The 25,053-nt window shown below is 71.9% G+C and carries 20 protein-coding genes; 4 read left to right on the top strand and 16 right to left on the bottom strand.

The genetic code is table 11. From position 1 onward, the window contains the following. Positions 1-135: 135 nt before the first annotated feature. The 16 genes from divIVA to rsmH all read right to left on the bottom strand — a co-directional run bounded on the left by divIVA (position 136) and on the right by rsmH (position 18,116). Positions 136-1,314, bottom strand: a complete 1,179-nt coding sequence (gene divIVA / locus IE94_RS0120805; RefSeq protein WP_030186517.1) for an apical growth/hyphal branching protein DivIVA — start codon at positions 1,312-1,314, stop codon at positions 136-138. A gap of 55 nt (positions 1,315-1,369) precedes the next feature. Then, positions 1,370-1,654, bottom strand: coding sequence for a YggT family protein (locus tag IE94_RS0120800; protein WP_030186516.1), 285 nt, complete (start codon positions 1,652-1,654; stop codon positions 1,370-1,372). Positions 1,655-1,734: 80 nt separating this feature from the next. After that, positions 1,735-2,376 carry a cell division protein SepF gene (locus IE94_RS0120795; protein WP_030186514.1) on the bottom strand — a complete coding sequence of 214 codons (642 nt, stop codon included), beginning with the start codon at positions 2,374-2,376 and terminating at the stop codon, positions 1,735-1,737. A 128-nt stretch (positions 2,377-2,504) separates the two neighbouring features. Further along, positions 2,505-3,224: a YggS family pyridoxal phosphate-dependent enzyme gene (locus IE94_RS0120790; protein ID WP_030186513.1), complete on the bottom strand. Its 720-nt coding sequence runs from the start codon at positions 3,222-3,224 to the stop codon at positions 2,505-2,507. A 6-nt stretch (positions 3,225-3,230) separates the two neighbouring features. Further along, the gene (gene pgeF, locus IE94_RS0120785; RefSeq protein ID WP_030186510.1) at positions 3,231-3,959 is read right to left on the bottom strand and encodes a peptidoglycan editing factor PgeF; all 729 of its coding nucleotides are present in this window, start codon (positions 3,957-3,959) and stop codon (positions 3,231-3,233) included. Continuing rightward, a complete protein-coding gene (gene ftsZ / locus IE94_RS0120780) occupies positions 3,956-5,158 on the bottom strand; it encodes a cell division protein FtsZ (protein WP_030186508.1) in 1,203 nt (400 codons plus the stop codon). Before ftsZ ends, pgeF begins: the two co-directional genes overlap by 4 nt. A 288-nt stretch (positions 5,159-5,446) precedes the next feature. Beyond that, a complete protein-coding gene (gene ftsQ / locus IE94_RS0120775) occupies positions 5,447-6,241 on the bottom strand; it encodes a cell division protein FtsQ (protein ID WP_030186507.1) in 795 nt (264 codons plus the stop codon). Positions 6,242-6,266: 25 nt separating this feature from the next. Continuing rightward, a complete protein-coding gene (gene murG, locus IE94_RS0120770) occupies positions 6,267-7,361 on the bottom strand; it encodes an undecaprenyldiphospho-muramoylpentapeptide beta-N-acetylglucosaminyltransferase (protein ID WP_030186504.1) in 1,095 nt (364 codons plus the stop codon). A gap of 6 nt (positions 7,362-7,367) precedes the next feature. Then, entirely contained in the window at positions 7,368-8,738 is a 1,371-nt protein-coding gene (ftsW, locus tag IE94_RS0120765; RefSeq protein WP_030186503.1) for a putative lipid II flippase FtsW, read from the bottom strand. 77 nt (positions 8,739-8,815) lie between these two features. Beyond that, positions 8,816-10,231, bottom strand: coding sequence for a UDP-N-acetylmuramoyl-L-alanine--D-glutamate ligase (gene murD, locus IE94_RS0120760; protein ID WP_106977943.1), 1,416 nt, complete (start codon positions 10,229-10,231; stop codon positions 8,816-8,818). An 8-nt stretch (positions 10,232-10,239) separates the two neighbouring features. After that, a complete protein-coding gene (gene mraY / locus IE94_RS0120755; protein ID WP_030186499.1) occupies positions 10,240-11,331 on the bottom strand; it encodes a phospho-N-acetylmuramoyl-pentapeptide-transferase in 1,092 nt (363 codons plus the stop codon). Further along, entirely contained in the window at positions 11,331-12,761 is a 1,431-nt protein-coding gene (locus IE94_RS0120750; protein WP_030186498.1) for a UDP-N-acetylmuramoyl-tripeptide--D-alanyl-D-alanine ligase, read from the bottom strand. Before IE94_RS0120750 ends, mraY begins: the two co-directional genes overlap by 1 nt. Before the next feature lie 37 nt (positions 12,762-12,798). Further along, complete coding sequence (locus tag IE94_RS0120745; RefSeq protein WP_030186497.1) at positions 12,799-14,331, bottom strand: UDP-N-acetylmuramoyl-L-alanyl-D-glutamate--2,6-diaminopimelate ligase; 1,533 nt, start codon at positions 14,329-14,331, stop codon at positions 12,799-12,801. A 227-nt stretch (positions 14,332-14,558) separates the two neighbouring features. Continuing rightward, complete coding sequence (gene ftsI, locus IE94_RS0120740; RefSeq protein ID WP_106977937.1) at positions 14,559-16,523, bottom strand: cell division protein FtsI; 1,965 nt, start codon at positions 16,521-16,523, stop codon at positions 14,559-14,561. Then, the gene (ftsL, locus tag IE94_RS0120735; RefSeq protein WP_030186494.1) at positions 16,520-17,080 is read right to left on the bottom strand and encodes a cell division protein FtsL; all 561 of its coding nucleotides are present in this window, start codon (positions 17,078-17,080) and stop codon (positions 16,520-16,522) included. Before ftsL ends, ftsI begins: the two co-directional genes overlap by 4 nt. A 79-nt stretch (positions 17,081-17,159) precedes the next feature. Beyond that, complete coding sequence (rsmH, locus tag IE94_RS0120730) at positions 17,160-18,116, bottom strand: 16S rRNA (cytosine(1402)-N(4))-methyltransferase RsmH (protein ID WP_078606537.1); 957 nt, start codon at positions 18,114-18,116, stop codon at positions 17,160-17,162. Between the two features lie 427 nt (positions 18,117-18,543). Here rsmH and IE94_RS0120725 point away from each other — a divergent pair, with 427 nt between their 5' ends. The 4 genes from IE94_RS0120725 (at position 18,544) to IE94_RS0120710 (ending at position 24,496) form a co-directional block, all read left to right on the top strand. Next, positions 18,544-19,092 (top strand): beta-class carbonic anhydrase, encoded by a 549-nt coding sequence (locus IE94_RS0120725; RefSeq protein ID WP_030186489.1) that lies wholly within the window; start codon positions 18,544-18,546, stop codon positions 19,090-19,092. A gap of 257 nt (positions 19,093-19,349) precedes the next feature. After that, positions 19,350-20,387 carry an AAA family ATPase gene (locus IE94_RS0120720; protein WP_037923076.1) on the top strand — a complete coding sequence of 346 codons (1,038 nt, stop codon included), beginning with the start codon at positions 19,350-19,352 and terminating at the stop codon, positions 20,385-20,387. Next, a complete protein-coding gene (locus IE94_RS0120715) occupies positions 20,387-21,751 on the top strand; it encodes a DUF58 domain-containing protein (protein ID WP_030186485.1) in 1,365 nt (454 codons plus the stop codon). Before IE94_RS0120720 ends, IE94_RS0120715 begins: the two co-directional genes overlap by 1 nt. Positions 21,752-22,105: 354 nt before the next feature. Then, positions 22,106-24,496 (top strand): transglutaminase TgpA family protein, encoded by a 2,391-nt coding sequence (locus IE94_RS0120710; RefSeq protein ID WP_030186482.1) that lies wholly within the window; start codon positions 22,106-22,108, stop codon positions 24,494-24,496. Positions 24,497-25,053 lie beyond the last annotated feature (557 nt).

Below are 25,053 nucleotides of genomic sequence, written 5' to 3'. Positions count from 1 at the left end.
GCGCCGGGCAGCGCACCACCCCCCGCGCCCACACCGACGCCCCGCGCATGAAACCGCGTACGACCAAGGGCGGGCCCCGGGTCAGAAACCCGGGGCCCGCCCTGAACGTTGTTGACGGCTACGCCGTACTACAACTCAGTTGTCGTCCTCGTCGATCAGGAACCCACGCATCGGCGAGGGAGCCTGCCCCATCGGCGACGGCCCCTGCGGCCGCACCGGCGCCATCGGCTGGGTCATCGCCGGCGACATCTGCTGCTGGCCGCCGTAGGACGGACCGGACTGGCCCGGACCGCCGCCCATCGACTGGTTGCCGCCGTAGGACGGGGCACTGGCGCCGGCCGGTGCCATCGAGGGCGCCGGGGACGGCGGCAGGGATGCCGTCGCGGGCGTACGCGGCGGGGCGAGCGAGTCGTCCGCCTGCGTCTCCAGCTGGCGCAGCTGCGACTCCAGGTAGGACTTCAGCCGCGTGCGGTACTCGCGCTCGAAGCCGCGCAGGTCCTCGACCTTGCGCTCCAGCGTGGCGCGGGCGGACTCCAGGGAGCCCATCGCGACGCGGTGCTTCTCCTGCGCGTCCCGCTCCAGGGCGTCCGCCTTGGCACGGGCGTCCCGCTCCAGACCCTCGGCACGCGAACGGGCCTCGCCGACGATCTTGTTGGCCTCGGAACGGGCCTCGGCGATCGCCTGGTCGGCGGTCTGCTGGGCCAGCGAGAGGACGCGGGCGGCGCTGTCGCCACCGGGGCCGCCCTGGCCGGGCATGCCGGGACCACCGGGGCCCTGCGGGCCGCCCATGGGGCCGCCCATCGGACCGGGACCCATCTGGCCCTGCATCGGACCCGGGCCCTGGCCCATCGGCCCCGGACCCTGACCCATCGGGCCGGGACCCTGCGGGCCACCCTGTCCGCCGGGGCCGGCGGGCAGCTGCGGGGCACCGCTCGGCAGCTGGGGCGGACCACCCATGGGGCCACCCATCTGCTGCTGCGGCGGGCCCGATATGCCGGCGGGCACCGGAGCGCCGGGACCTCGCATGCCCTGCTGCGGCATACCGCCCTGCTGCGGGGGATGCCCCTGCTGGTGCTGCGGCGGCTGCTGATCCTGCGGAGGTTCCGGAGGCTTGCGCATGTTCTGCTGGTTCTGCGCGGCCGCGCGCGTCGCGGCGGCCAGCTTGGCACGCAGGTCCTCGTTCTCGCGGAGCAGTCGGGTCAGTTCGGCTTCGACCTCGTCGAGGAAGGCATCGACCTCGTCCTCGTCATAGCCTTCTCGGAGGCGGACGGTCGTGAACTGCTTGTTCCGCACGTCCTCGGGGGTCAACGGCATCTCTTCACCTCAACGTTGTCGTCGGCATTCGGCAAGCCCGTATCTCTCTCATCGATCACAGCCGGCTCACGATCGAGATCAGGATGTAGACGATGATCAGCAGTACGAAGAAGGACAGGTCGAGCGCCACGCCCCCGAGACGCAGCGGCGGAATGAACCGCCGCAGAAGCTTCAACGGTGGATCGGTGACAGTGTAGGTGGCCTCCAGAACGACCACCATCGCCTTGCCGGGTTGCCACGAGCGGGCGAACTGGAAGACGTAGTCCATGACCAACCGGAAGATGAGCACGATGAGGAAGCACATCAGCGCGATGTAGACGACATCCAGGACCACGCTCATGACCTGTGCTTCCCTCTCCCCTGAACCATCTCTCGGGCCCCGACTCGGGCCCGTGGTCTTGCTCTTGCCGGTGGTGCGTCTCAGCTCTGGTTGAAGAACCCGCCCTCTGCGATGCGGGCCTTGTCCTCCGCCGTGACATCGACGTTAGCAGGAGACAGCAGGAACACCTTCTGCGTCACCCGCTCGATACTGCCGTGAAGACCAAACACCAAACCGGCCGCAAAGTCGACAAGTCGCTTCGCATCTGTGTCATCCATCTCAGTGAGATTCATGATCACCGGCGTGCCCTCACGGAAGTGTTCCCCGATGGTACGGGCCTCGTTGTAGGTCCGGGGGTGAAGTGTGGTGATCCGGTAGGGCTCTCGTTCGGACACGACCTTGGGCATGATGACCGGTGCGCTCTTTTCCAGGCTTGCGCGTTCTTGTGTGATGGACGCCACGGGCGCGATCCGCGCCGGACGGCCGGATTCCGCCGCGAGCGAAGCGGAACGGGGCATCGGCTCGCGCTGCGCGGGAGGTTGGACGACTCGTACCTCTTCGTCCCTTTGGGGCTGATGTGAACCATGCGACTGGTGCACCGGTTCATGGCGCCGGTGATCCCGCTCGGGCTCCGGGTCCAGTTCGGGTTCGAAGTCGTCGTCGGGGTCGAACCCCCGGCCGTCGTACCCATCGTCCTCCACGAGGCCGAGGTAGACCGCCATCTTGCGCATCGCGCCGGCCATGCTCTGAGTCCTCCGCTCTGTGGTGGATCTGCCGACGACTCCAAGTGCCTGCGATCCACGAGGTCGTTGCGTCCGCCTTTCGGCGGTAATGACCATATTTTCTGCTGTGGTCCGACTTCTTGGCGACGTTACCCGAGCCTGGGGCGGACTCCGAGTACCGCAGTGCCGACGCGTACATGTGTCGCTCCGGCGGCCACGGCCTGCTCGAGGTCCGCACTCATCCCCGCGGAGACCATGTTCGCAGCAGGATGGGTTCGGCGCACGCAGGTCGACAAATCCATGAGGCGCTCGAACGCCGCCTGTTGGCGCCCCGCGTACTCACCGGTGAGCGGGGCGACGGTCATCAGCCCGTCGAACCGCAGCCCGTCCGATCCGGCGACCAGGTCGGCCAACTCTTCGATTCCGGCGGGCGACACGCCGCCGCGCTCCCCGCGCCCGCTCTCCCCCGCGTCGAGCGCGACCTGCAGGAGGCAGCCCACCTCGCGGCCGGCCCGCACGGCCTCCTTCGACAGGGCCGTGACCAGCCGAGCCCGGTCGACCGACTGCACGACATCCGCGTAACCGACCACGGATCGCACCTTGTTGGTCTGCAACTGACCGACGAAATGCCACGAAAGCGGCAGATCCGAGCAGGCGGCAGCCTTGGGGGCCGCGTCCTGGTCGCGGTTCTCCGCGACGTGCCGCACCCCGAGTTCCGAGAGAATGCGCACATCGTCCGCCGGGTAGGTCTTGGTGACCACGATGAGGGTCACGTCCTGGCGCGGGCGGCCCGCGGCCGCACACGCGGCGGTGATGCGCTCTTCCACTTTCGCCAGATTCGCGGCGAGTTCGTGCTTACGGTCCGTCATGCCCCATCAGTCCAGCCACACATAGCCCGCGAGCCGCCCGGTGGTGCGGTCGCGTCGGTACGAGAAGTGGTCCGCCGACTCCCGGGTGCACACCGGCGACTGCGCCCGGTCGCGCACCCCGAGGCGTGCGAGCTGCGCGTGCACCCCGGCGCCCACGTCGAGCGCCGGTGTGCCCCAACTGGTGTCGGCGTACGCGGCCGGCTCGACGGCGGACACGTCGGCGCGCATCTCCTCGGGCACCTCGTAGCACCGGCCGCACACGGCGGGTCCGGTGCGGGCGACGATCCTCGCGGGATCCGCGCCGAGTTCCGTCATGGCCCGTACGGCGGCGGGGACGACCCCGGCGACCAGGCCGGGCCGGCCCGCGTGGGCCGCGGCGGCGACGCCGGAGACCGGATCGGCGAGCAGGACGGGCACGCAGTCGGCGGTCAGGACGGCGAGGGCGAGACCGCGTTCGGCGGTGACGACCGCGTCGACGCGCGGGACCGGGCGGTCCCCCCAGGGCGCGTCGACCACGACGACGTCCGCGCCGTGCACCTGGTTCATCCAGACCACCCGGGTCGGGTCGACGCCCAGTGACTTGGCCGCCAGCTCCCGGTTGGCCGTGACGGCGGCGGGGTCGTCGCCGACCGCGCCGCCGAGGTTGAGCTCCTCGTACGGAACGGCGCTCACTCCGCCCCACCGGTCGGTGAAGCCGAAGTGCGCGCCGTTCACGGTGTCGCGCTGTCCTATCACTTCAGGAAGTCCGGCACGTCCAGTTCCTCGGCCGCGCTGTCCGAGTAGGTCCGCGACGGCGGCACCGGCGGCGGCGAGACCGGCGGCAGGTCGGCCACCGGCTCCGGCGCGGGCGCCTGCTCGGGCTCCTCCTTCGGCTTGACGCTGCCGAGCGAGCCGAAGGACGGACGGCTCTCGGACTGCCGGGCCGGGGTGGGCTCCTCGCGCTTGGCCGAGGAGGACCCGAGGACGTTGTCCCGCTTGGAGGGCGGCTGGCCCCCGTCGAAGCCCGCCGCGATCACGGTGACCCGCACCTCGTCGCCGAGGGCGTCGTCGATGACCGCGCCGAAGATGATGTTGGCCTCCGGGTGGGCGGCCTCGCTGACCAGCTGGGCGGCCTCGTTGATCTCGAACAGGCCGAGGTCGGAGCCGCCGGAGATGGAGAGCAGCACACCCCGGGCGCCGTCGATGGACGCCTCCAGGAGCGGCGAGGAGATCGCCATCTCGGCGGCGGCCACCGCGCGGTCGTCGCCGCGGGCCGAGCCGATGCCCATGAGCGCCGAACCGGCCTCGGACATGACCGACTTCACGTCGGCGAAGTCCAGGTTGATCAGGCCGGGCGTGGTGATGAGGTCCGTGATGCCCTGCACACCGGACAGCAGTACCTGGTCGGCGGACTTGAACGCGTCGAGCACGCTGACCTGGCGGTCCGAGATCGACAGCAGCCGGTCGTTGGGGATGACGATGAGGGTGTCGACCTCTTCGCGGAGCTCGGCGATGCCGTCCTCGGCCTGGTTGGCCCGGCGCCGTCCCTCGAAGGTGAACGGGCGGGTGACCACACCGATGGTGAGGGCGCCCAGCGAGCGGGCGATGTTGGCCACGACGGGCGCGCCGCCGGTGCCGGTGCCGCCGCCTTCACCGGCTGTCACGAAGACCATGTCGGCCCCCTTGAGGACCTCCTCGATCTCCTCGCGGTGGTCCTCGGCGGCCTTGCGGCCGACGGCCGGGTTGGCTCCGGCGCCGAGTCCGCGGGTGAGTTCGCGGCCGACGTCGAGCTTGACGTCGGCGTCGCTCATCAACAGCGCCTGTGCGTCGGTGTTGATGGCGATGAACTCGACGCCCTTGAGACCGACCTCGATCATCCGGTTGATGGCATTGACACCACCGCCGCCGACACCGATGACTTTGATGACTGCGAGGTAGTTCTGCGGTGCTGCCACGTCGAAGGCCTCTCGCCTCGAGTTACGTGTCGCCCGACCGCCGAAGCACTGATGCCCCCGCGACCCGACGACTGATGCCGATTGGGACGGTCCGTAGCGCCGACCCGAACCCTAACGCTGAAGTTTAGGGTTACCAGTGTGTCTGTTCCTTGGACTCTTCCGAACAGGACACTAAGTCGACACGTGGCGCACGTTCAACGAACACGCCGAACCTCCCGTTTTTCTTTTCACCCTATGTGATCAGCCGTAGCGCTGCCCAGCCAGGGTGCTGGCCTGCACATATACCCGTCAACTCCCCGATGACGCGGGGGCGGTGGGGACGCTCACGTCGAAGTGCCGCGCCTTGGGCGTCGCTTTCATCAGGGCCGTGAGCGCACGGGCCTTGCGGGCGCCGTGCTCACCGCTTCCCCACGACACGGTCCGGTCGCCGCTCAACTCCAGCGAGATGTCGTCGTAGGAACGGACCTTGACGACCCGTGTGTCCCGGGCGATCCCGGCCGGGATCCGGTCGGCCACCCGCACCGCCTCGCGCACCAGGCGGTCGTCGTCGAAGCGGCGCAGGCTCGCCGCGGCGGAGCCGGAACGGGCGGGTTCCAATTCCAGCGCGGGCACGCCCTTCGGGGCCTTGGAAACCGTGGCGAAACGGACGCCTTCATCGTCCACTTCCACGAACTTTCGGCCTTTTTGGGCAATCAGGACCGGAGTACGCTCCGTCACTTTCAGTCGGATTCCGTGCGGCCAGGAACGCTCCACCTCGACCTCGTCAATGCGGAGCAATTTCCGGCGCAGTCGGGCCTCGACCGCCTCCGTGTCGACCGAGATCAGCGGATCCCCGACCGGCACGTCGGCCGCCTCGCGCACCTGGGCGGGCGTCAGCACGTTCGTTCCGGAGACGGACACGTCTTCGAGGCGCGTCCAGTTCGAGCCGTAGAGCACCCAGACCGTCGTGCCCGCGACGAGCACGAGCGCGACGACGAGGACGATGATCGTACGAAGGCGGGGCGGGCGGAACCGGCGTGCCCGGGGCGGGCCGGACGACTCCTGCTGGCGTGCACCGCGCTCGGCGGTGGTCGGTCCGGCCACGCTCCCTGCCTTCCGTCAGACGTGTCTAGCGGTGCGCACGGGCGGCGATCGCCTCGTACACCATGCCGACGAGGAGGTCGTCGGCGTCCCGGCGGCCGAACTCGGCGGCGGCGCGGGACATCTCGTACAGCCGGTGCGGGTTGGCGAGCACGGGCAGGACGTTCTGCTGGAGCCACTCGGGCGTGAGGTCCGCGTCGTCGACCAGCAGTCCGCCGCCGGCCTTGACGACCGGCTGGGCGTTGAGCCGCTGTTCGCCGTTGCCGATGGGCAGCGGGACGTAGGCGGCCGGGAGCCCGACGGCGGAGAGTTCGGCGACGGTCATCGCGCCCGCGCGGCAGAGCATCATGTCGGCGGCGGCGTACGCGAGGTCCATCCGGTCCAGATAACTTACCGGGATGTACGGGGGCATCCCCGGCATCTGGTGGACCTGCGGCAGTTCGTTCTTGGGGCCGACCGCGTGCAGGATCTGGATGCCGGCCTGCTGGAGCCAGGGCGCGACCTGCTGGATCACCTCGTTGAGGCGGCGGGCGCCCTGCGAGCCGCCGGTGACCAGCAGCGTCGGCAGGTTGGGGTCGAGCCCGAACATCGCGCGGGCCTCGGGTCGGGCGGCGGCCCGGTCGAGGGTGGCGATGGAGCGGCGCAGCGGGATGCCGATGTAGCGGGAGTTGCGCAGCTTGCTGTCGGGAGTGGAGACGGCGACCTGGGCGGCGTAGCGCGAGCCGATCTTGTTGGCCAGTCCGGGGCGGGCGTTGGCCTCGTGGACGACGATCGGCACGCCGAGCCGCTTGGCCGCGAGGTAGGCGGGCAGCGCCACGTAGCCGCCGAAGCCGGCCACGGCGTCCGCCTTGGTGCGCTCCAGGATCTGCTCGGTCGCCTTGATGGTGCCGCGCAGCCGGCCCGGGACGGTGATCAGCTCGGGGGTGGGCTTGCGCGGCAGCGGCACGGCCGGGATCAGCGCCAACTCGTAGCCCCGCTCGGGCACCAGGCGGGTCTCCAGGCCGCGTTCCGTGCCCAGGGCCGTGATCCCCACGGTCGGATCCTGCCTGCGCAGGGCGTCCGCGAGGGCGAGCGCGGGCTCGATGTGGCCCGCGGTTCCTCCGCCGGCGAGTACGACATGCACCGAAATTCACCGCTCTCCGGACGAGCGCGCCGCCGAGGCGCGCCGTCGCATCGTGTTCCAACTCCCAGGGCTCCGCTTGGCCGCGGGTCCCCCGGCTCCCCGCTTTCTACCAAAGCGAGGTTGCCGCAACGCAAGCGCCGCCCGCGCACCGGGTTCGTCACGCGCGAAGGCGATCAGCAGACCGATGGCGAACATGGTCGGCAACAGGGCGGAACCCCCGTAGGAGAACAGCGGGAGCGGGACACCGGCGATCGGCAGCAGTCCGAGGACCGCGCCGATGTTGATCACGGCCTGGGCCGTGATCCAGGTGGTCACGCCTCCCGCGGCATACCTCACGAAGGGGTCCTCCGTGCGTCCGGCCACGCGGATACCCGCATAGCCTAGAGCCGCGAAGAGGGCGAGCACCGACAGCGTCCCCGCCAGGCCCAGTTCCTCACCGGTGACGGCGAAAATGAAGTCGGTGTGCGCTTCGGGGAGTTGGCCCCATTTCTCCACACTGGCGCCGAGCCCGGAACCGAACAGTCCGCCCGAGGCGAGGGCGTAGATGCCGTGCACGGCCTGCCAGCAGGAGTCGCCGGGTCCCGGGTCGGTGGCCCCGAGGCAGTTGAGCCGGGCCATGCGGTTCGCGCTGGTCTTGATGAGGATGAAGCCGAGCAGCAGGGCGATCGAGAGCACGCCCGCGAACAGCCGGGTGGGCGCGCCGGCCAGCCACAGCACACCGAACAGGATCGCCGTGAGGATGATCGCGGTCCCCATGTCGCCGCCGATCATGATCAGCCCGAGCAGCATGAACGCGGCCGGCACCAGCGGCACCAGCATGTGCTTCCACTGGGTCAGCAGCTTCTTGTCCTGCTTGCGGGCGAGCAGGTCCGCGCCCCACAGCACCAGCGCCAGCTTCCCGAACTCGCTGGGCTGGATCTGGAAGGAGCCGCCCAGCGAGATCCAGTTCTGGTTTCCGTTGACCGCGACTCCTATCCCCGGCACCTGGACCAGGATCATCAGGAAGACGGCGCCGGCCAGGATCGGATAGGCCAGCGCCCGGTGCAGTTTGACCGGCATCCGCATCGCGGCGACCAGGAGGCCGGCGCCGATGAGCGCGGCGAGCGCCTGCTTGCGGAAGAAGTACGAGCCGGGCAGCGACAGCTGGAGCGCGGTGATCTGGGACGCCGAGTAGACCATCACCAGGCCGAGCACGGTGATCAGCAGACTGCCGCCGAAAATCAGGTAGTACGCGGTCAGCGGCCGGTCCCAGGCACGGCGCAGCCGGTGGTAGAGGCGGAGCACTGGGTTCTCGTGCACCGGCCCCGGCGTCGCGGGCCGCTTGACGGACCGCTGCACGGGCGGACGTCCGGTGCGGCTCTGGGGACTACCGGGCATCGCGGCCTCCGCTGTACGTCGGCATGGACCGTCCCACGCGTCCTCCCGAGTTCACCCGGCGGCAGGAGGCGGCCGGGTCAGGCGCCGAGTTCGCGAACGGCCTGCGCGAACGCGTCACCGCGCTGGTTGTAGTTGGTGAACATGTCCATGGAGGCACAGGCCGGTGCCAGCAGCACCGTGTCGCCGGGCCGGGCGAGCCGCCGCGCCTCCTGGACGGCCTGGATCATCGCACCAGTGTCGGTCCGGTCGAGGTCGACCACGGGTACTTCCGGCGCGTGTCGCGCCAGGGCTTCGCGGATCAGGGCGCGGTCGGCGCCGATGAGGACGGCGCCGCGCAGCCGCTTCGCCGCCCCCGCGACCAGTTCGTCGAAGGTCGCGCCCTTGGCCAGTCCGCCGGCGATCCACACGATCGACTCGTAGGCCGCCAAGGAGGCTTCGGTGGCGTGGGTGTTGGTGGCCTTGGAGTCGTCCACGTACGCCACCCCGTCCACGTCGGCGACGTGCGCGATGCGGTGGGCGTCCGGGGTGAAGGCGCGCAGCCCGTCCCGTACGGCGGCGGCGGGGACGCCGAAGGCGCGGGCGAGGCCCGCGGCGGCAAGGGCGTTGGCGATGTTGTGCGGGGCCGGCGGGTTGACGTCCGCGACCTCGGCCAGCTCCTGGGCGTTCTTGTGCCGGTCCTCGACGAAGGCGCGGTCGACCAGCAGGCCCTCCACGACGCCGAGTTGGGAGGGGCCCGGCGTGCCGAGGGTGAAGCCGACGGCCCGGCAGCCCTCCTCCACGTCGGCGGCGCGGACCAGGTCCTCGGTGGCCCTGTCCGCGACGTTGTAGACGCAGGCGACCTGATTGCCCTCGTAGATACGGCCCTTGTCGGCCGCGTAGGCCTCCATCGAGCCGTGCCAGTCGAGGTGGTCCGGGGCGAGGTTGAGCACGGCGGCGGAGTGGGCGCGCAGGGAGGGCGCCCAGTGGAGCTGGTAGCTGGACAGCTCCACGGCGAGGACGTCGTACTCCTCCTCGCCGGTGACCGCGTCCAGCAGGGAGACGCCGATGTTGCCGACGGCGGCGGTGCGCAGCCCGGCCGCCTTCAGGATCGAGGCGAGCATCTGGACGGTGGTGGTCTTGCCGTTGGTGCCGGTGACGGCCAGCCACGGCGCGGCCTTCCTGCCGTCCAGCCCGCGCAGCCGCCAGGCCAGTTCCACGTCGCCCCAGACCGGGACGCCCGCCTGCCCGGCCGCCGTGAACAGGGGCTTGGTGGGCTTCCAGCCGGGTGCGGTGACGATCAGCTCGGTGCCCTCGGGGAGTGTGGCGCCGTCGCCCAGGCGCACGGTGACGCCGAGCGCCTCCAGCTGGGCCGCCTGTGCGCGCGCCCGCTCGTCGTCGCCGTCGTTGACGACGGTGACGTGGGCGCCGAGCCCTTGCAGCACCGTGGCCGCCGGGACGCCGGAGACGCCGAGTCCGGCGACGGTGACGTGCTTGCCGGTGAATTCCGAAGGCACCGAAGAGGTCACTTGTCCGTTGCCCATCCCGCGTAGAAGAGGCCGAGTCCGACGATCACACAGATGCCCTGGATGATCCAGAAACGGACCACGACGAGGACCTCGGACCAGCCTTTGAGTTCGAAGTGGTGCTGGAGTGGCGCCATCCGGAAGACCCGCTTGCCGGTGAGGCGGAAGGAGCCGACCTGGATGACCACCGACATGGTGATCAGGACGAACAGGCCGCCGAGGATGGCCATCAGCAGTTCGGTGCGCGAGCAGATCGCCAGACCCGCGAGCACACCGCCGAGCGCGAGCGAACCGGTGTCGCCCATGAAGATCTTGGCCGGCGAGGTGTTCCACCACAGGAAGCCGAGACAGGCGCCCATCAGCGCGGAGGCGACCACCGCGAGGTCGAGCGGGTCTCTCACCTCGTAGCAGGCGCCCGGGTTGGTCAGGGTCAGTGCGTTGGCGCAGGACTCCTGGAACTGCCAGACGCCGATGAAGGTGTAGGCGCCGAAGACCAGGACGGAGGCGCCCGTGGCCAGGCCGTCCAGGCCGTCGGTGAGGTTCACGCCGTTCGACATCGCGAGGATCATGAACAGCGCCCAGACGACGAACAGCACCGGGCCGATGGTCCAGCCGAAGTCGGTGATGAACGACAGCTTCGTGGACGCCGGGGTGTTGCCCCGGTTGTCCGCGAACTGGAGGGAGAGCACGGCGAAGCCGATGCCGACGATCAGCTGGCCGGCCATCTTCGCCTTGGCCCGCAGGCCCAGCGAACGCCGCTTGACGATCTTGATGTAGTCGTCGAGGAAGCCGACCAGGCCCATGCCCACCATCAGGCCGAGCACCAGCAGACCGGAGAAGGTCGGCCCGGCGTCGATGTCGGGGTCCAGATAGCCCGTGATGCCCTTGGCGAGGAAGTACGCCGCGACGGTCGCCAGGATGAAGGCGATACCACCCATGGTCGGCGTACCGCGCTTGCTGGCGTGCTCGCGCGGTCCGTCGTCGCGGATGTACTGGCCGTAGCCCTTGCGGGCCAGGAGCTTGATCAGCAGCGGGGTGCCGACCAGCGTCAGGAAGAGGCCAATGACTCCTGCGAACAGGATCTGCTTCATCATCGGGCGGCAACCTCACCCTCGGCGCCGGTCTCCAGCAGCGCCGTGGCGACGCTCTCCAGACCCACCGAACGGGACGCCTTCACGAGCACGACGTCCCCCGGGCGCAACTCGCTGCGCAACAGGTCGACCGCCGCCTGTGCGTCGGACACGTGCACCGACTCCTCACCCCACGAACCCTCGTTATATGCGCCCAGTTGCAGCCAGCGGGCTTCCCTGCCCCCGACCGCGACGAGCTTGCTGACGTTGAGCCGGACGGCGAGCCGTCCGACCGCGTCGTGCTCGGCGAGCGCCTCGTCCCCGAGCTCGGCCATCTTGCCGAGCACCGCCCACGTGCGGCCCCCCTTCGCCCGTGAGGCCTCGCCGATGGCAACAAGCGCACGCAGCGCGGCCTTCATGGACTCGGGGTTCGCGTTGTAGGCGTCGTTGACGACCGTCACGCCGTCCGGGCGCTCGGTGACCTCCATCCGCCAGCGGGAGAGGGAGCCCGCCTCGGAGAGCGCGGTGGCGATCTCGTCTGCGGACATGCCCAACTCGTGGGCGACGGCGGCCGCGGCGAGCGCGTTCGACACGTGGTGCTCACCGTACAGGCGCATGGTCACATCGCTTGCACCGGAGGGTGTGTGAAGGCTGAAGGAAGGCTGTCCGGTGTCCGTGAGTCGCACGTTCTCGGCGCGAACGTCCGCTTCGCCGGACTCTCCGAAAAGGATCACCTTCGCCATCGTTCGGGAGGCCATGGCCCGTACGAGGGGGTCGTCCGCGTTGAGGATCGCGGTGCCGCCCTCCTCGGCCGGCGGCAGCGCCTCGACGAGTTCGCCCTTGGCCTGGGCGATCTGCTCCCGGCCGCCGAACTCGCCGATGTGCGCGGAGCCGACGTTGAGCACGAGGCCGATCCTCGGCGGGGTCAGTTCGCACAGGTACCGGATGTGGCCGATGCCGCGGGCGCCCATCTCCAGGACGAGGAACTTCGTCTCGTCGGTGGCGGTGAGCGCGGTGAGCGGCAGCCCGACCTCGTTGTTCATGGAACCGGGCGTGAAGACCGTGGGCGCCTTGCGGCGCAGTACCTGGGCGATCAGGTCCTTGGTGCTGGTCTTGCCGGCCGACCCGGTGAGGGCCACGAGGGTGGTGCCGAGGCGTCGCACGACGTGCCGGGCGAGGGCGCCCAGGGCGGCCTGGACGTCCTCCACGACGATCGCGGGCACGCCGACGGGGCGGGAGCCGAGGACGGCCGCCGCACCCGCTTCGACGACCTGCGCGGCGAAGTCGTGGCCGTCCACCCGTTCGCCCACGAAGGCGACGAAGAGGCTGCCGGGTCCCGCTTCCCGGGAGTCCCGGACGACCGGCCCGGTGACCTCGGCGGAGGCGTCCGGTATGTCGTGCATCCGCCCGCCGACGATTTCTGCGATCTCGGCGAGTGAGAGGGTGATCACAAGTTCGTCCCCTGGATCAGGATCAGGATCGGCTGGATCATTCGGGATCTCGTCCCTGGGTCTTCTGGATGGCTTCGCGCAGCACCTGGCGGTCGTCGAAGGGACGGACGACCCCGGCGATGTCCTGGCCCTGCTCGTGGCCCTTGCCCGCCACCAGCACGGTGTCGCCGGGCTCGGCCCGGGCGACGGCGGCGGCGATCGCGGCGGCCCGGTCCTCGAAGACCTGCACCTCGCCGCGCTCGTGCGCGGGCACGGACGCCGCGCCCTGGAGCATGGTGGCGAGGATCGCGAGGGGGTCCTCGGAACGGGGGTTGTCGGAGGTCAGTACGGCGGTGTCGGCGAACCGGGCCACGGCGGCGCCCATCGGCTCCCGCTTGGTGGTGTCCCGGTCGCCGCCGCAGCCCAGCACCACGTGCAGCCTGCCCTCGGTGACCTTGCGCAGGGCCCGCAGCACCGACTCGACGGCGTCGGTCTTGTGGGCGTAGTCGACCACCGCGAAGAAGGGCTGGCCCTCGTCCACGCGCTCCAGCCGGCCCGGCACGCCCGGTACGGCGGCGACACCGTCGGCGGCGCTCTGCGGATCGAGTCCGGCGGCGGCCAGGGCGACGATCGCGGCGAGGGTGTTCGCCACGTTGAAGGGCCCGGCCAGCGGCGACCTGGCGGCGATCCGCTCGCCCTTCGGCCCGAGCACGGTGAACCTGGAGTCCAGCGGGCCGACCTCGACCTCGTCGGCGCGCCAGTCGGCGTCGGGGTGGCCCTCGGCGGAGTAGGTGACGACCGGGACGGTGGCCTCGTTGGCGAGCCGGCGCCCGTACTCGTCGTCGACGTTGACCACGCCGAGTTTGCTGCGTTTCGGTGTGAAGAGCTGCGCCTTGGCCTGGAAGTAGTCCTCCATGCCGGAGTGGAACTCCATGTGCTCCGGGCTGAGGTTGGTGAAGACCGCGATGTCGAAGACGCAGGCGTCGACGCGGCCGAGCACCAGGGCGTGGCTGGAGACCTCCATGGCGACCGCCTCGGTGCCGCGCTCGCGCATCACCGCGAACAGGGCCTGGAGGTCGGGGGCCTCGGGCGTGGTCCGCTCGGACTTGATGCGCTCGTCGCCGATGCGCATCTCGACCGTGCCGATCAGGCCGGTGGACCTCGCCGTGCGCAGGCCGCCCTCGACGAGGTAGGCGGTGGTGGTCTTGCCGGAGGTGCCGGTGATGCCGATCTGGAGCAGGTCGCGGCCCGGGTGGCCGTAGATCGTGGCGGCCAGCTCGCCCATCCGCGCGCGCGGGTCGTCGACGACGAGGGCCGGCAGCCCGGCGGCGGCGGCACGCTCCGCGCCGGCCGGGTCGGTCAGCACGGCGCTCGCGCCGAGGCCGGCGGCCTGATTGACGAAGTCGGCGCCGTGGAGGCGGGCTCCGGGCAGGGCGGCGTACAGGTCGCCGGGGCGGACGGCACGCGAGTCATGGGTGATCCCCGTGACCTCGGCACAGCCGTCCGGCGCGGCGACACCCAGCTGATCGGCGAGTTCCGCGAGGGGTGTGGCGGAGATCCGCACCGGCCGGGGCGGTCCCGGGTATGTCACGGGGTGGCCCTTCTGGGTGGTTTGGGACTGATCAGGGTGTGGCACGGCGGTGAGCGTACCGGGAGTACCCGCTTCCCGGCGAAGCGAGGGCTGGGGGGAGGGCTGGGGGGCGCTCTGGTTCCCGGGGTCGGGGGTGATCGTTGTCACGGGTGGTTCCTGGTGGCTCGGTACTGAAACGGCGCTGGCTCGGTACGGGCTCGGTGCGGGAGGGGCGGGGGCGGTACGGCTCAGGGTTTGAAGGTGACCGGGAGCCTCGCGGGGGCGGCCCCGGTCGGCGGGACCTGGAGGGTCTTCAGGGCGAACTCCATGACCTGCTTGTAGATGGGGCCGCAGATCTGACCGCCGAAGTAGCTGCCCTCGGTGGCGTTCTGGATGGCGCAGTAGACGGTGACGCGGGGCTTGTCGGCGGGGGCGAACCCGGCGAAGGACGAGGTGTAGCCGTGGTACTTGCCGGTGGCCGGATCCACCCGGTTGGCCGTGCCCGTCTTGCCCGCCACCCGGTAGCCGGGGATGCGGGCCTTGGTGCCGGTGCCCTCCTCGTCGTCGACCACGGACTCCAGCATCTGCGCCAGGGTCTTCGCGGTCTTCTCGCTGGTCACGCGGGTCTTCTTGGGTTCCGGGGCCGGGGTGAAGCGTCCGTCGCCGCCCTTCGTGCCGCGGACGAGCGTGGGTTCGATCCGGACGCCGCCGTTGGCGATGGTCGAGTAGATCGAGGCCGCCTGGAGCGCGTTCACGGAGACGCCCTGGCCGAAAGGAATCGTGTACTGCTGCGAGGTCGACCACTGGCCGGGCGGCGCGAGGATGCCCTTGGTCTCCCCGGGGAAGCCGAGCCCGCTGTAGTCGCCGAGGCCGAACTTGCGCAGGTAGGAGTAGAGCACCTTGTTGGCCTCGGCCTGGGTCTTGCCCAGTTCGCCGGTGGCCATGATCGTGCCGATGTTGCTGGACTTGGCGAGCACGCCGTTGAGCGTGAGGTACCAGGTCGGGTGGTCGATGTCGTCCTTGAAGAGCCGGTCGCCCCGCTTGAGCCGGTTGGGGACGGTGATGTGGGTGTCCGGAGCGGCGACGTTCTCCTCCAGTACGGCCGCCATCGACAGCACCTTGGCGGTGGAGCCGGGTTCGAAGGCGTCCTGGAGCGCGGCGTTGCCCAGCGCCTGGGGGTCGGCGTGGGCGAGGTCGCCGGGGTCGAAGCCCGGCGAGTTGGCCATGGCGAGGATCTCGCCGGTCTGCGTGTCCTGGACGATGACGTAGCCGCCGTCCGCCTTGGACTTCTCCACCTGCTCGCTGATGGCGTGCTGCGCGGCCCACTGGATGTCGCGGTCGATGGTCAGCTCGACGTCGCTGCCGGGCACGGCGGGGGTCTCGGTGGAACCGGCGGTGGGCACCTGGCGTCCGCCGGACTGCGCGTAGCGGATCTTGCCGTCCTCACCGGCCAGCGTCTTGTCGAGCTTGCGCTCCAGGCCGCCGCCGCCCTTGCCGTCGGCACCGACCCAGCCGAGGATGCCGGCGGCGAGGTCGCCGCCGGGGTACACGCGCTTGCTGCTGGGGTCGGCGAAGACGCCCGCCAGCACGTTGACGGTCGACCTGTCGGTCTCCGCCTTGGTGGTGAGGGCGGTCTTCAGGTCCTTGATCTGGTTCCAGACCTGGGGGGTCTGCCGGCGCGCGAGGCGGACGTAGCGCAGTTCCTCGTTCTTCGGGCGGAGCACCTTGGCCAGTTGCTCCTGGTCCTGACCGAGGATCGGCGCGAGGAGCGCCGCCGCCTGCTCGGGTCCGTCGTCGGTCTTCAGCTGCTCGCGGGTGAACATCGTGGGGTCGGCGGTGATGTCGTAGGAGTCCACCGTGCTCGCGAGGGCGATGCCGTTGCGGTCGGTGATCCCGCCGCGTTCGGCGGGCAGGGTGTGCACGACGTAGCGGTTCTGCTCGGCCTTCGCGGAGTAGGTGCCGGCGTCGACGGCCTGCACCTGGAGCAGCCGTACGACGAAGGCCGCCAGCACCAGGGTCAGCGCCAGTCCGATCATGCGCAGCCGGGGGCGCGGGCTGCCCAGCCGGAAGGCTCGCGGCGTCGGCCGGGGCGGTCCCGGCCTGCGGGCCGGCCGGGCGCCGGGTCCCGGGCGGCGCCCGCCGCCGGGGCGGACGGGCCTCGCGGGTCCGGGCACCCGGCGGCGCGGCGGTTCCCTGTCGGACACTTCCGTCACCTGCCGGGAGTCGGGGTCGGGGTGGGCGTCGCCGCCGTGGTGGGGGTGGCGGCGGTACTCGGTGCGGCCGCGGTGGTGGGCGTGGGGGCCGGTGCGGACGGCTCGGTGTAGGGGGACGCGGTGCCCGCGGCGCCCGCGGACGTCGAGGCCAGCGCCTCGGGGGCGAGCACCAGCGGGGTGGCCGCGGCGGGCGCGGGGCTGGGCACGCCCTTGACGGTGCCGTCGGGGTCGAGGAAGGCGGGGTCGCCGCCGGGCACCATGCCCAGTTCGCGGGCGCGGCGCTGGAGGGCTTGCGGGGCGGAGTAGGCGTCGATGTCTCGCTGGAGCGCCTGCTCCTCGTCGGTGAGCTCCTTGGTGCGCTGCTTGAGGTCCTCCAGTTGGAAGGATCCCTCGCTCAGGGCCGAGTTCAGCACGAGGAGCCCGATCAGGCCGCCGCCGAGCAGCAGGACGACCAGGAGGACGAACGGCGCCCGGGCCGCCTGCCCCCGGGGGCCGCCGGTGGGCAGGAGCCGGGCCAGCCGTGCCGCCCGGCCCTTCAGTTCGGGTTTCCTGGTCACGCGTCCTCCCCCCGGCCCGTGGTGGGCCGTCCGCAGCCGTGTCCGGCCCGCCTCGCTCGCTCCACCCGAGGGACTCCCTTCACCCGAGGGACTCCCTGATGCGCTCGGCGCCGCGCAGCCGTGCCGGTGCCGCGCGGCGGTTCTCGGCGATCTCCTCCTCGGTGGGGAGTTCGGCGCCGCGGGTGAGCAGCTTGAGCCGCGGTGCGTAGCGTTCGGGGACGACGGGCAGGCCGGGCGGCGCGGTGTTGGCGGCGCCGGCCGCGAACACCTGCTTGACCAGCCGGTCCTCCAGCGAGTGGTACGACAGCACGGCGATCCGTCCGCCGACCGCGAGGGATTCGACGGCCGCCGGGATCGCCCGCTCCAGGACCGACAGCTCGCCGTTGACCTCGATGCGCAGGGCCTGGAAGGTGCGCTTGGCCGGGTTGCCGCCGGTGCGCTTGGCGGCCTGCGGGAGCGCCGCGCGGATCAGCTCCACCAGGCGGGCGCTGTTGGTGAACGGCTCCTTCTCGCGCTCGCGCACGATCGCGGACACGATCCGCTTGGCCTGCTTCTCCTCGCCGTACGCCCGCAGGATGCGGACGAGTTCGCCGGGCGGGTAGGTGTTGAGGACCTCGGCGGCGCTCATGCCGGTGCTCTGGTCCATCCGCATGTCGAGCGGGGCGTCCTGGGCGTAGGCGAAGCCTCGGTCGGCCTCGTCGAGCTGCATGGAGGAGACGCCGAGGTCGAACAGCACGCCCTGGACGCGGGGGACGCCGAGCCGGTCGAGGACGTCGGGCAGCTCGTCGTAGACGGCGTGCACGAGGGTGGCGCGCTCACCGTACGGGGCGAGGCGCTCGCCGGACAGGCGCAGGGCCTCCTTGTCGCGGTCGAGGGCGACCAGGCGGGCCTCGGGGAAGCGTTCGAGAAGCGCCTCGCTGTGTCCGCCGAGCCCCAGTGTGCAGTCGACGACCGCGGCTCCCGGCTCCTGGAGGGCGGGCGCCAGCAGGTCCAGACACCGCTGGAGCATCACCGGGACGTGTCGACTCTGGCTCAACTGGGGCGGCCTCTCAGGTCCGGCACGGCGTCACGCACTGCCGGGTCCCCTCCCGCTCGCATCTGAAGGGGAGGCCTGCCGGCGCCAAGAGCGTCGGCCGGCCGGGAGCGGGAGGAGGCCGAGCCGTACGTACGCGCCGCGCACGTGGGGAGATCTGGCGGGACGTCGCCCAGGTCTCCGGGGAATTCAGTCCAGCAGGGAGGACCTCGCCTCCCGCTTCGCGTCACTTTAGTCCACCGTGTCGCCCGGTCAATCAACCGGCCTGCGCGTCGCGGACCCGGCGTCCGCAAACCGGCATCGCGCGGCTTTTCACTCGTACGGCCGCATCCGCACCGCCCTGTGGGCCTGCTCACAACGAGCCTCGATGACGTTCTTTGTCCCGCTTCACAGCGGGCCACGGCCGGGGACGGCCAGTAACGTCATGGATATGACGACTTCTGCATCAGTACCCGCAGGCCCGGACTCCCCCATAGTGGCCGACCACACCGTCACGGACCGGCTCGTCGAGGCGAACGAGCGCTACGCCGCCGCGTTCACCGACCCCGGCATGGACGCCCGCCCCGTACAGCGCGTCGCGGTCGTCGCCTGCATGGACGCGCGCCTGGACCTGCACGCCGCGCTCGGCCTGAAGCTCGGCGACTGCCACACCATCCGCAACGCGGGCGGTGTCGTCACCGACGACGTGATCCGCTCCCTGACCATCAGCCAGCGGGCGCTCGGCACCCGCAGCGTGGCCCTCATCCACCACACGGGCTGCGGCATGGAGACCATCACCGAGGAGTTCCGGCACGATCTGGAGCTGGAGGTCGGCCAGCGTCCGGCGTGGGCGGTGGAGGCCTTCCGGGACGCCGACCAGGACGTGCGGCAGTCGATCGAGCGGGTGCGCACCTCGCCGTTCCTGCTCCACACCGATGATGTGCGCGGTTTCGTCTTCGACGTGAAGACGGGCCTGCTGCGCGAGGTCGACCCCGCCTGATCCGGTGGCCCGCCCCGACGTTCCCGCCGCGCAAGCGCCGCAAAGGCCGTAAGGGCTGACAAATCGCGGCCAGTTGTCCACAGGCGAGTGACACGAATCGGTAACGGCGGCAAGAATGCGGGAAGTGGTGTCGCGCGGAACTTTTTCCGGGCGGCGTCCGTGATTCGGGGTGGGCCGGTCCGCGGTGCGGGGCCGGCCCGGCAAGCTGGGGAACCTCCACTTCCCACGGAGTGCGGGGAAAGGCCGAGGAGGGCCGGGTGACGACCTATGACGATCGAGCGAGCCTCACTGATCTGACCGCGGTGGTGGAGCGGGTACGCGGTTCGGTGGAGGACGTGATCGAGGGCAAGCCCGAGGTCGTACGGCTCTCGCTGACCGTGCTGCTGGCCGAGGGACACCTGCTGATCGAGGATGTGCCGGGGGTCGGCAAGACCATGCTGGCCAAGGCGCTGGCGCGGTCCATCGACTGTTCCGTGCGCCGGATCCAGTTCACGCCGGACCTGCTGCCCTCGGACATCACGGGGGTGTCCATCTGGGACCAGCAGCGCCGGGACTTCGAGTTCAAGCCGGGCGCGATCTTCGCGCAGGTGGTGATCGGCGACGAGATCAACCGCGCCTCACCGAAGACGCAGTCGGCGCTGCTGGAGTCGATGGAGGAGCGCCAGGTCACCATCGACGGCCAGACCTACGAGCTGCCCGCCCCCTTCATGGTGGTGGCGACGCAGAACCCGGTCGAGATGGAGGGCACCTACCCGCTCCCGGAGGCGCAGCGGGACCGCTTCATGGCCCGCGTGTCCATCGGCTATCCGAGCCCGGAGGCCGAGCTGCAGATGCTCGACGTGCACGGCGGGGTCAGCCCGCTGGACGATCTTCAGCCGGTGGCGCACGCGCACGAGATCCTGAAGCTGATCGAGGCGGTCCGCGGCGTCCACATGGCGGACCCGGTCCGGCGCTACGCCGTGGACCTGGTCGCCGCCACCCGCTCCCACCCGGACCTCCGACTCGGCGCCTCGCCGCGCGCGACGCTGCATCTGCTGCGCGCGGCGAAGGCGTCCGCCGCCCTCAGCGGCCGGGAGTACGCGCTGCCGGACGACGTGCAGGCCCTCGCGGTCGCCGTCCTCGCCCACCGGCTGCTGCCGACCGCGCAGGCCCAGCTCAACCGCCGCACCTCCGAGCAGGTCGTCGAGGAGATTGTGCAGCGCACCCCGGTGCCCGCGGCGCCCCAGCAGCAGACGGGCTTCGGCGTGGGCCGGGGCGCGCCTGCGTACGGTCAGCAGCCGCCGCGGAGGCTGTGATGGACGCCGGGGGGACGGACCGGTCCGAGGCGGACCGGGGTGAGGGCGGCGGTGTCCGGACCGCCCTGGCCGGTCTGACCACCCGCGGGCGTTCCTTCCTCGCCGCCGGTATCGCGGCCTCGGTCTGCGCGTACGTCCTGGGGCAGAGCGATCTGCTGCGGGTCGGGCTGCTCCTGGGGGCCCTGCCCCTGGTCTGCGCGGCCGTGCTCCACCGCACGCGGTACCGGGTCGCGGGCAGTCGCCGGCTCTCCCCCGGGCGGGTGCCCGCGGGCAGCGAGGCCCGGGTCCATCTGCGCGTCGACAACGTCTCCCGGCTGCCCACCGGTCTGCTGATGCTCCAGGACCGGGTGCCCTACGTGCTCGGCCCGCGCCCCCGCTTCGTGCTCGACCGGGTGGAGCCCGGCGGTCGCCGCGAGGTGTCCTACCGGGTCCGCTCCGACCTGCGCGGCCGTTACCCGCTGGGCCCGCTGCAACTGCGCCTGACCGACCCGTTCGGCCTGTGCGAGCTGACCCGCTCCTTCTCGACGTACGACACGCTGACCGTGATCCCGCGCGTGGAGGCGCTGCCCCCGGTGCGGCTGAGCGGCGAGGCGAAGGGGTACGGCGAGGGCAGGCAGCGCTCGCTCGCCCTGGCCGGCGACGACGACGTGATCCCGCGCGGGTACCGGTACGGCGACGACCTGCGCCGCGTGCACTGGCGCTCCACCGCGCGCTACGGCGAGCTGATGGTGCGCCGCGAGGAGCAGCCGCAGCGGGCCCGCTGCACGGTGCTGCTGGACACCCGGGTCGTGGGCTTCGAAGGCGCGGGCCCCGACTCGGCCTTCGAGTGGGCGGTGTCGGGCGCGGCGTCCGTGCTGGTGCACATGCTGGAGCGGGGTTTCTCCGTCCGGCTGCTCACCGACACGGGCAACACGGTGCCGGGCGAGGGCGCCGAGGGCTTCGCGGGCGCGAGCCAGGGCACGGCCGACGCGGCCGGGCTGATGATGGACACCCTCGCCGTGATCGACCACTCCGACGGCACGAGTCTGTCGCGCGCCTACGACGTGCTGCGCGGCGGGAACGAGGGGCTGCTGGTGGCGTTCTTCGGCGACCTGGACGAGGAGCAGGCCGCGGTGGTGGCCAGGATGCGGCAGCGCAGCGGCGGCGCCCTCGCCTTCGTCCTGGACAGCGAGACCTGGGCACGGGAACCGTCCGACGTGCCCGGCCCCTCGGACGGGAGCGAGGAGCGCCTGCGGATGCTCCGCGAGTCGGGCTGGACCGCCGTGGCCGTCCCCCGGGGCGCCACCATGGAGGAGCTGTGGCGCCTGGCCGACCACGAGCGCACCACCCTCACCACGCCGACCGGCGGAAAGGGAACGCGATGAGCGCGCGGGCGCGGCGGGCCGGGCACGCCCCGGCAGGCGACCGGCGGCCGGGGGACCGCGCGGCCGGCGGACAGGCGTGCCCGACGCGACCCGGACCGGTCGACGGACGGACCACGGGCCCCCGGGCGGCCGAGCGGACCTGGACGACGCTCGACGGGCGGGGGGCGACGCGATGAGCGGGCGGGCGCGGTTGGCCGGGCACGCCCCGGCGGGCGACCGGCGGCCGGGGGACGGCGCGGCCGGCGGACAGGCGCGCCCGACGCGCCGTGGACCGGTCGACGGACGGACCACGGGCCCCCGGGCGGCCGAGCGGACCCGGACCCGGACAACGCTCGGCGGGCGGGGGGCGACGCGATGAGCGGGCGGGCGCGGTTGGCCGTGTGTGCCTGGGCGGCCACGTTGATGGCGTCCTGTGCGCTGTTGCCGTTGGTCGAGCCGGCCACATGGATCCTGCAGGCGGCGGTCCTGCTGGCGGTGCAGTCGGGCGTGGGCGCGGCAGCGCGGCGGGTGCCGTTGGCGCGACCGCTGACCATCGCGGCGCAGGCCCTGGTCACGCTGCTGCTGCTGACCCTCGTCTTCGCCCGCCGGGAGGCGTTCGCCGGGCTGATCCCCGGCCCGCAGGCCTTCCAGCGCATCGCCGACCTGCTCCAGCAGGGCGGCGACGACATCGCCCGGTACGCGATCCCGGCGCCGCTGGAGTCCGACGGCATCCGGCTGATGCTGGTCGGCGGCGTCCTGGTGATCGGGCTGCTGGTGGACACGCTCGCGGTGACCTTCCGCAGCGCCGCCCCGGCCGGCCTGCCGCTGCTCGCCCTCTACTCGGTGGCCGCGGGGCTGTCCGAGGGCGGTGCCGACTGGCTGTGGTTCCTGGTCGCGGCGGTCGGCTATCTGACGCTGCTCCTGGCCGAGGGACGTGACCGGCTCTCGCAGTGGGGCCGGGTCTTCGGCGGCTCGGCGCGCGCGCCGGGCCCGGAGCAGGGCCGGGCCCTCGCCCCGGTCCGTACCGGACGACGCATCGGCGCCTTCGCGCTGGGTATCGCCCTGGTGGTGCCGCTCGCCCTGCCCGCGATGGACGGCGGGCTGCTGGACGGCGCCCGCGGCGGTGTGGGCTCCGGCACCGGTGGCGGCGGCACGATCTCCGCGGTGAACCCGCTGGTCTCCCTCAGGGACAGTCTCAACGTCGACGAGGACCGACAGGTCCTCTCCGTCCAGACGGACTCCGAGGACCTGTCCAACCTGTACCTGCGCATCGTGTCCCTGGACGACTTCGACGGCACCACCTGGAAGCCGTCCAAGCGGCACATCACCGCCGTGCCGGACGGCACCTTCCCCACCCCGGTCGGCCTCGGTCGCGACATCGAGCGCACGGAGACCCGGACCCTGGTGTCGGCCGCCGACTGGTACGCCCAGGACTGGCTGCCCATGCCCTACCCGCCCAGCGGCGTGCGCGTCGCGGGCAACTGGCGCTACGAACCCGTCGGCATGACCCTGGTCGGCGACCACGGCCAGAACACCCGCGGGCTGAAGTACGAGGTACGCAGCCTGAACGTGCAGCCGACGGCGGAGCAGCTCGCCGCGGCGCCCCAGCCGTCGGCGGCCCTCCTGCGCGAGTACACCCGGCTGCCGGACTCGCTGCCCGCGGTGGTGTCCCAAACCGCCCGCGAGGTCACCGCGGGCGCCGCGAACCCCTACCAGCAGGCGGTCAAGCTCCAGGAGTACTTCGCGGTCGACGGCGGCTTCGAGTACGACACCCGGGTCAAGGTCGGCAGCGGCTCGGAGGCGATCGCCCGGTTCCTGAAGGACAAGGAGGGCTTCTGCGTCCACTTCTCCTTCGCCATGGCGGCGATGGCCCGGTCCCTGGGCATTCCGGCCAGGGTCGCGGTCGGCTTCGCACCGGGGTCCCCGCAGGCGGACGGCTCGGTGTCGGTGGGGCTGCGGGACGCGCACGCGTGGCCCGAGGTGTACTTCGAGGGCGTGGGCTGGACCCGCTTCGAGCCGACGCCGACGCGTGGCTCGACCCCGTCGTACACCATCACGGACCGGCCGGGCAGCTCGGTGCCGGAGTCGGCCCTGCCGTCGAGGAACGCGGAGACGGAGCCGTCGGCGGCGCCCTCGTCGAGCGACACCTGCTCCCCGCAGGACAAGAAGCTGGACGCCTGTTCCACGGAGACCGCGGCGGCCCTGCCCGTCACCGGCGGCGACGGCCCCAAGTGGTACGCACTGCTGGCCTGGGCCCTGGCCGGACTCGCGGTGCTGCTGATCCCGCTCGCCCCGATGCTGTGGCGGCTGCGCGCCCGTGCGGTGCGGCTCGGCTCGCACGGCCGCGGCGCGGCGGACGCCGGCCCGCACACCCTCGCGCTGTGGCAGGAGTTGACCGACACGGCGTGGGACCTCGGCATCCCGCCCCAGGAATCGCAGACCCCGCGGAAGGCGGCGGCCCGCATCGTCCGGCTGGGCCGGCTGGAGCCGACGGCGGCACAGGCGGTGCACCGGGTGGCGGACGCCGTGGAGCAGGTCCTCTACGCGCCTCACCCGCGTATGACGGCGGGGCTGACGGAGGACGTCCGGCTGGCGACCGCCGGTCTGCGCGCCGCGGTCGGCCGCGGGACCCGGCTGCGCGCACGATTCGCCCCGCGTTCGGCCATTCGGGTGACCTGGACGGTGTCGGCCCGGTGGGCGGCCCTGAAACGGCGAGCCGCGGCGACCCGTCCGGTGTGGCGGAAAACGTCGGACCAGCAGGGCTGAGCCACCGACCGGACGGCGAAGCCACCGCGACCACCGGGACCGAGCCCGCCGCCGGACGGCAGCGCCCGCCGGCGGGCGAGGGCCACACCCGCCGGTCGGGCGGCAAAGCCCGCCGACGGGGCAGCCGAGCCAGCGACAACGCGGCTCAGCCCTTCAGCCAGGGGCAAAGCTCGCCGACCGGTGCGGGCCAAACCCGCCGGACAGGCCGCGAAGCCCGTCGACCGACGGGACGTGAGCCGCCCCCCGACGGAGGCAGGCCCCGTCAGCCCGTGCGGGCCGCCCCCGCCTTGACGGGCGACAAAGGCGGGCCACAAAGCCCACCCACCGGCCTGTGGGAGCCAAACCCGCCGAACAGGCAACCGCGACCCCCGTCGACCGGCGAGACCTGAGCCGTCCGCCGACGGGCCTGAGCCGTCCCCCGTCGGCAGAGCCCATCCGCAGAGGAAGGCACCCCTTAAGCCGGACAGCTGATCCTTCGGCCGGACGGCGGAGCCCCCGGACGGTGGGTCTGGGCCGGGGCGGCGCCGGGCGGCGCCCTCGGGTGCTCATGGACGCGC

The organism is Streptomyces violaceorubidus (assembly GCF_000717995.1).
GTDB classification, from domain to species: domain Bacteria; phylum Actinomycetota; class Actinomycetes; order Streptomycetales; family Streptomycetaceae; genus Streptomyces; species Streptomyces violaceorubidus.
Note: the sequence above shows the minus strand (reverse complement) of the source record. Positions and strands in the feature narration are given on the sequence as shown.

Bases quoted from the DNA above. Each gene is read 5' to 3' on its own strand.
- divIVA (WP_030186517.1), bottom strand. From the start codon at position 1,314: ATGCCGTTGACCCCCGAGGACGTGCGGAACAAGCAGTTCACGACCGTC.
- IE94_RS0120800 (WP_030186516.1), bottom strand. From the start codon at position 1,654: ATGAGCGTGGTCCTGGATGTCGTCTACATCGCGCTGATGTGCTTCCTC.
- IE94_RS0120795 (WP_030186514.1), bottom strand. From the start codon at position 2,376: ATGGCCGGCGCGATGCGCAAGATGGCGGTCTACCTCGGCCTCGTGGAG.
- IE94_RS0120790 (WP_030186513.1), bottom strand. From the start codon at position 3,224: ATGACGGACCGTAAGCACGAACTCGCCGCGAATCTGGCGAAAGTGGAA.
- ftsW (WP_030186503.1), bottom strand. From the start codon at position 8,738: ATGCCCGGTAGTCCCCAGAGCCGCACCGGACGTCCGCCCGTGCAGCGG.
- mraY (WP_030186499.1), bottom strand. From the start codon at position 11,331: ATGAAGCAGATCCTGTTCGCAGGAGTCATTGGCCTCTTCCTGACGCTG.
- IE94_RS0120725 (WP_030186489.1), top strand. From the start codon at position 18,544: ATGACGACTTCTGCATCAGTACCCGCAGGCCCGGACTCCCCCATAGTG.
- IE94_RS0120715 (WP_030186485.1), top strand. From the start codon at position 20,387: ATGGACGCCGGGGGGACGGACCGGTCCGAGGCGGACCGGGGTGAGGGC.
- IE94_RS0120710 (WP_030186482.1), top strand. From the start codon at position 22,106: ATGAGCGGGCGGGCGCGGTTGGCCGTGTGTGCCTGGGCGGCCACGTTG.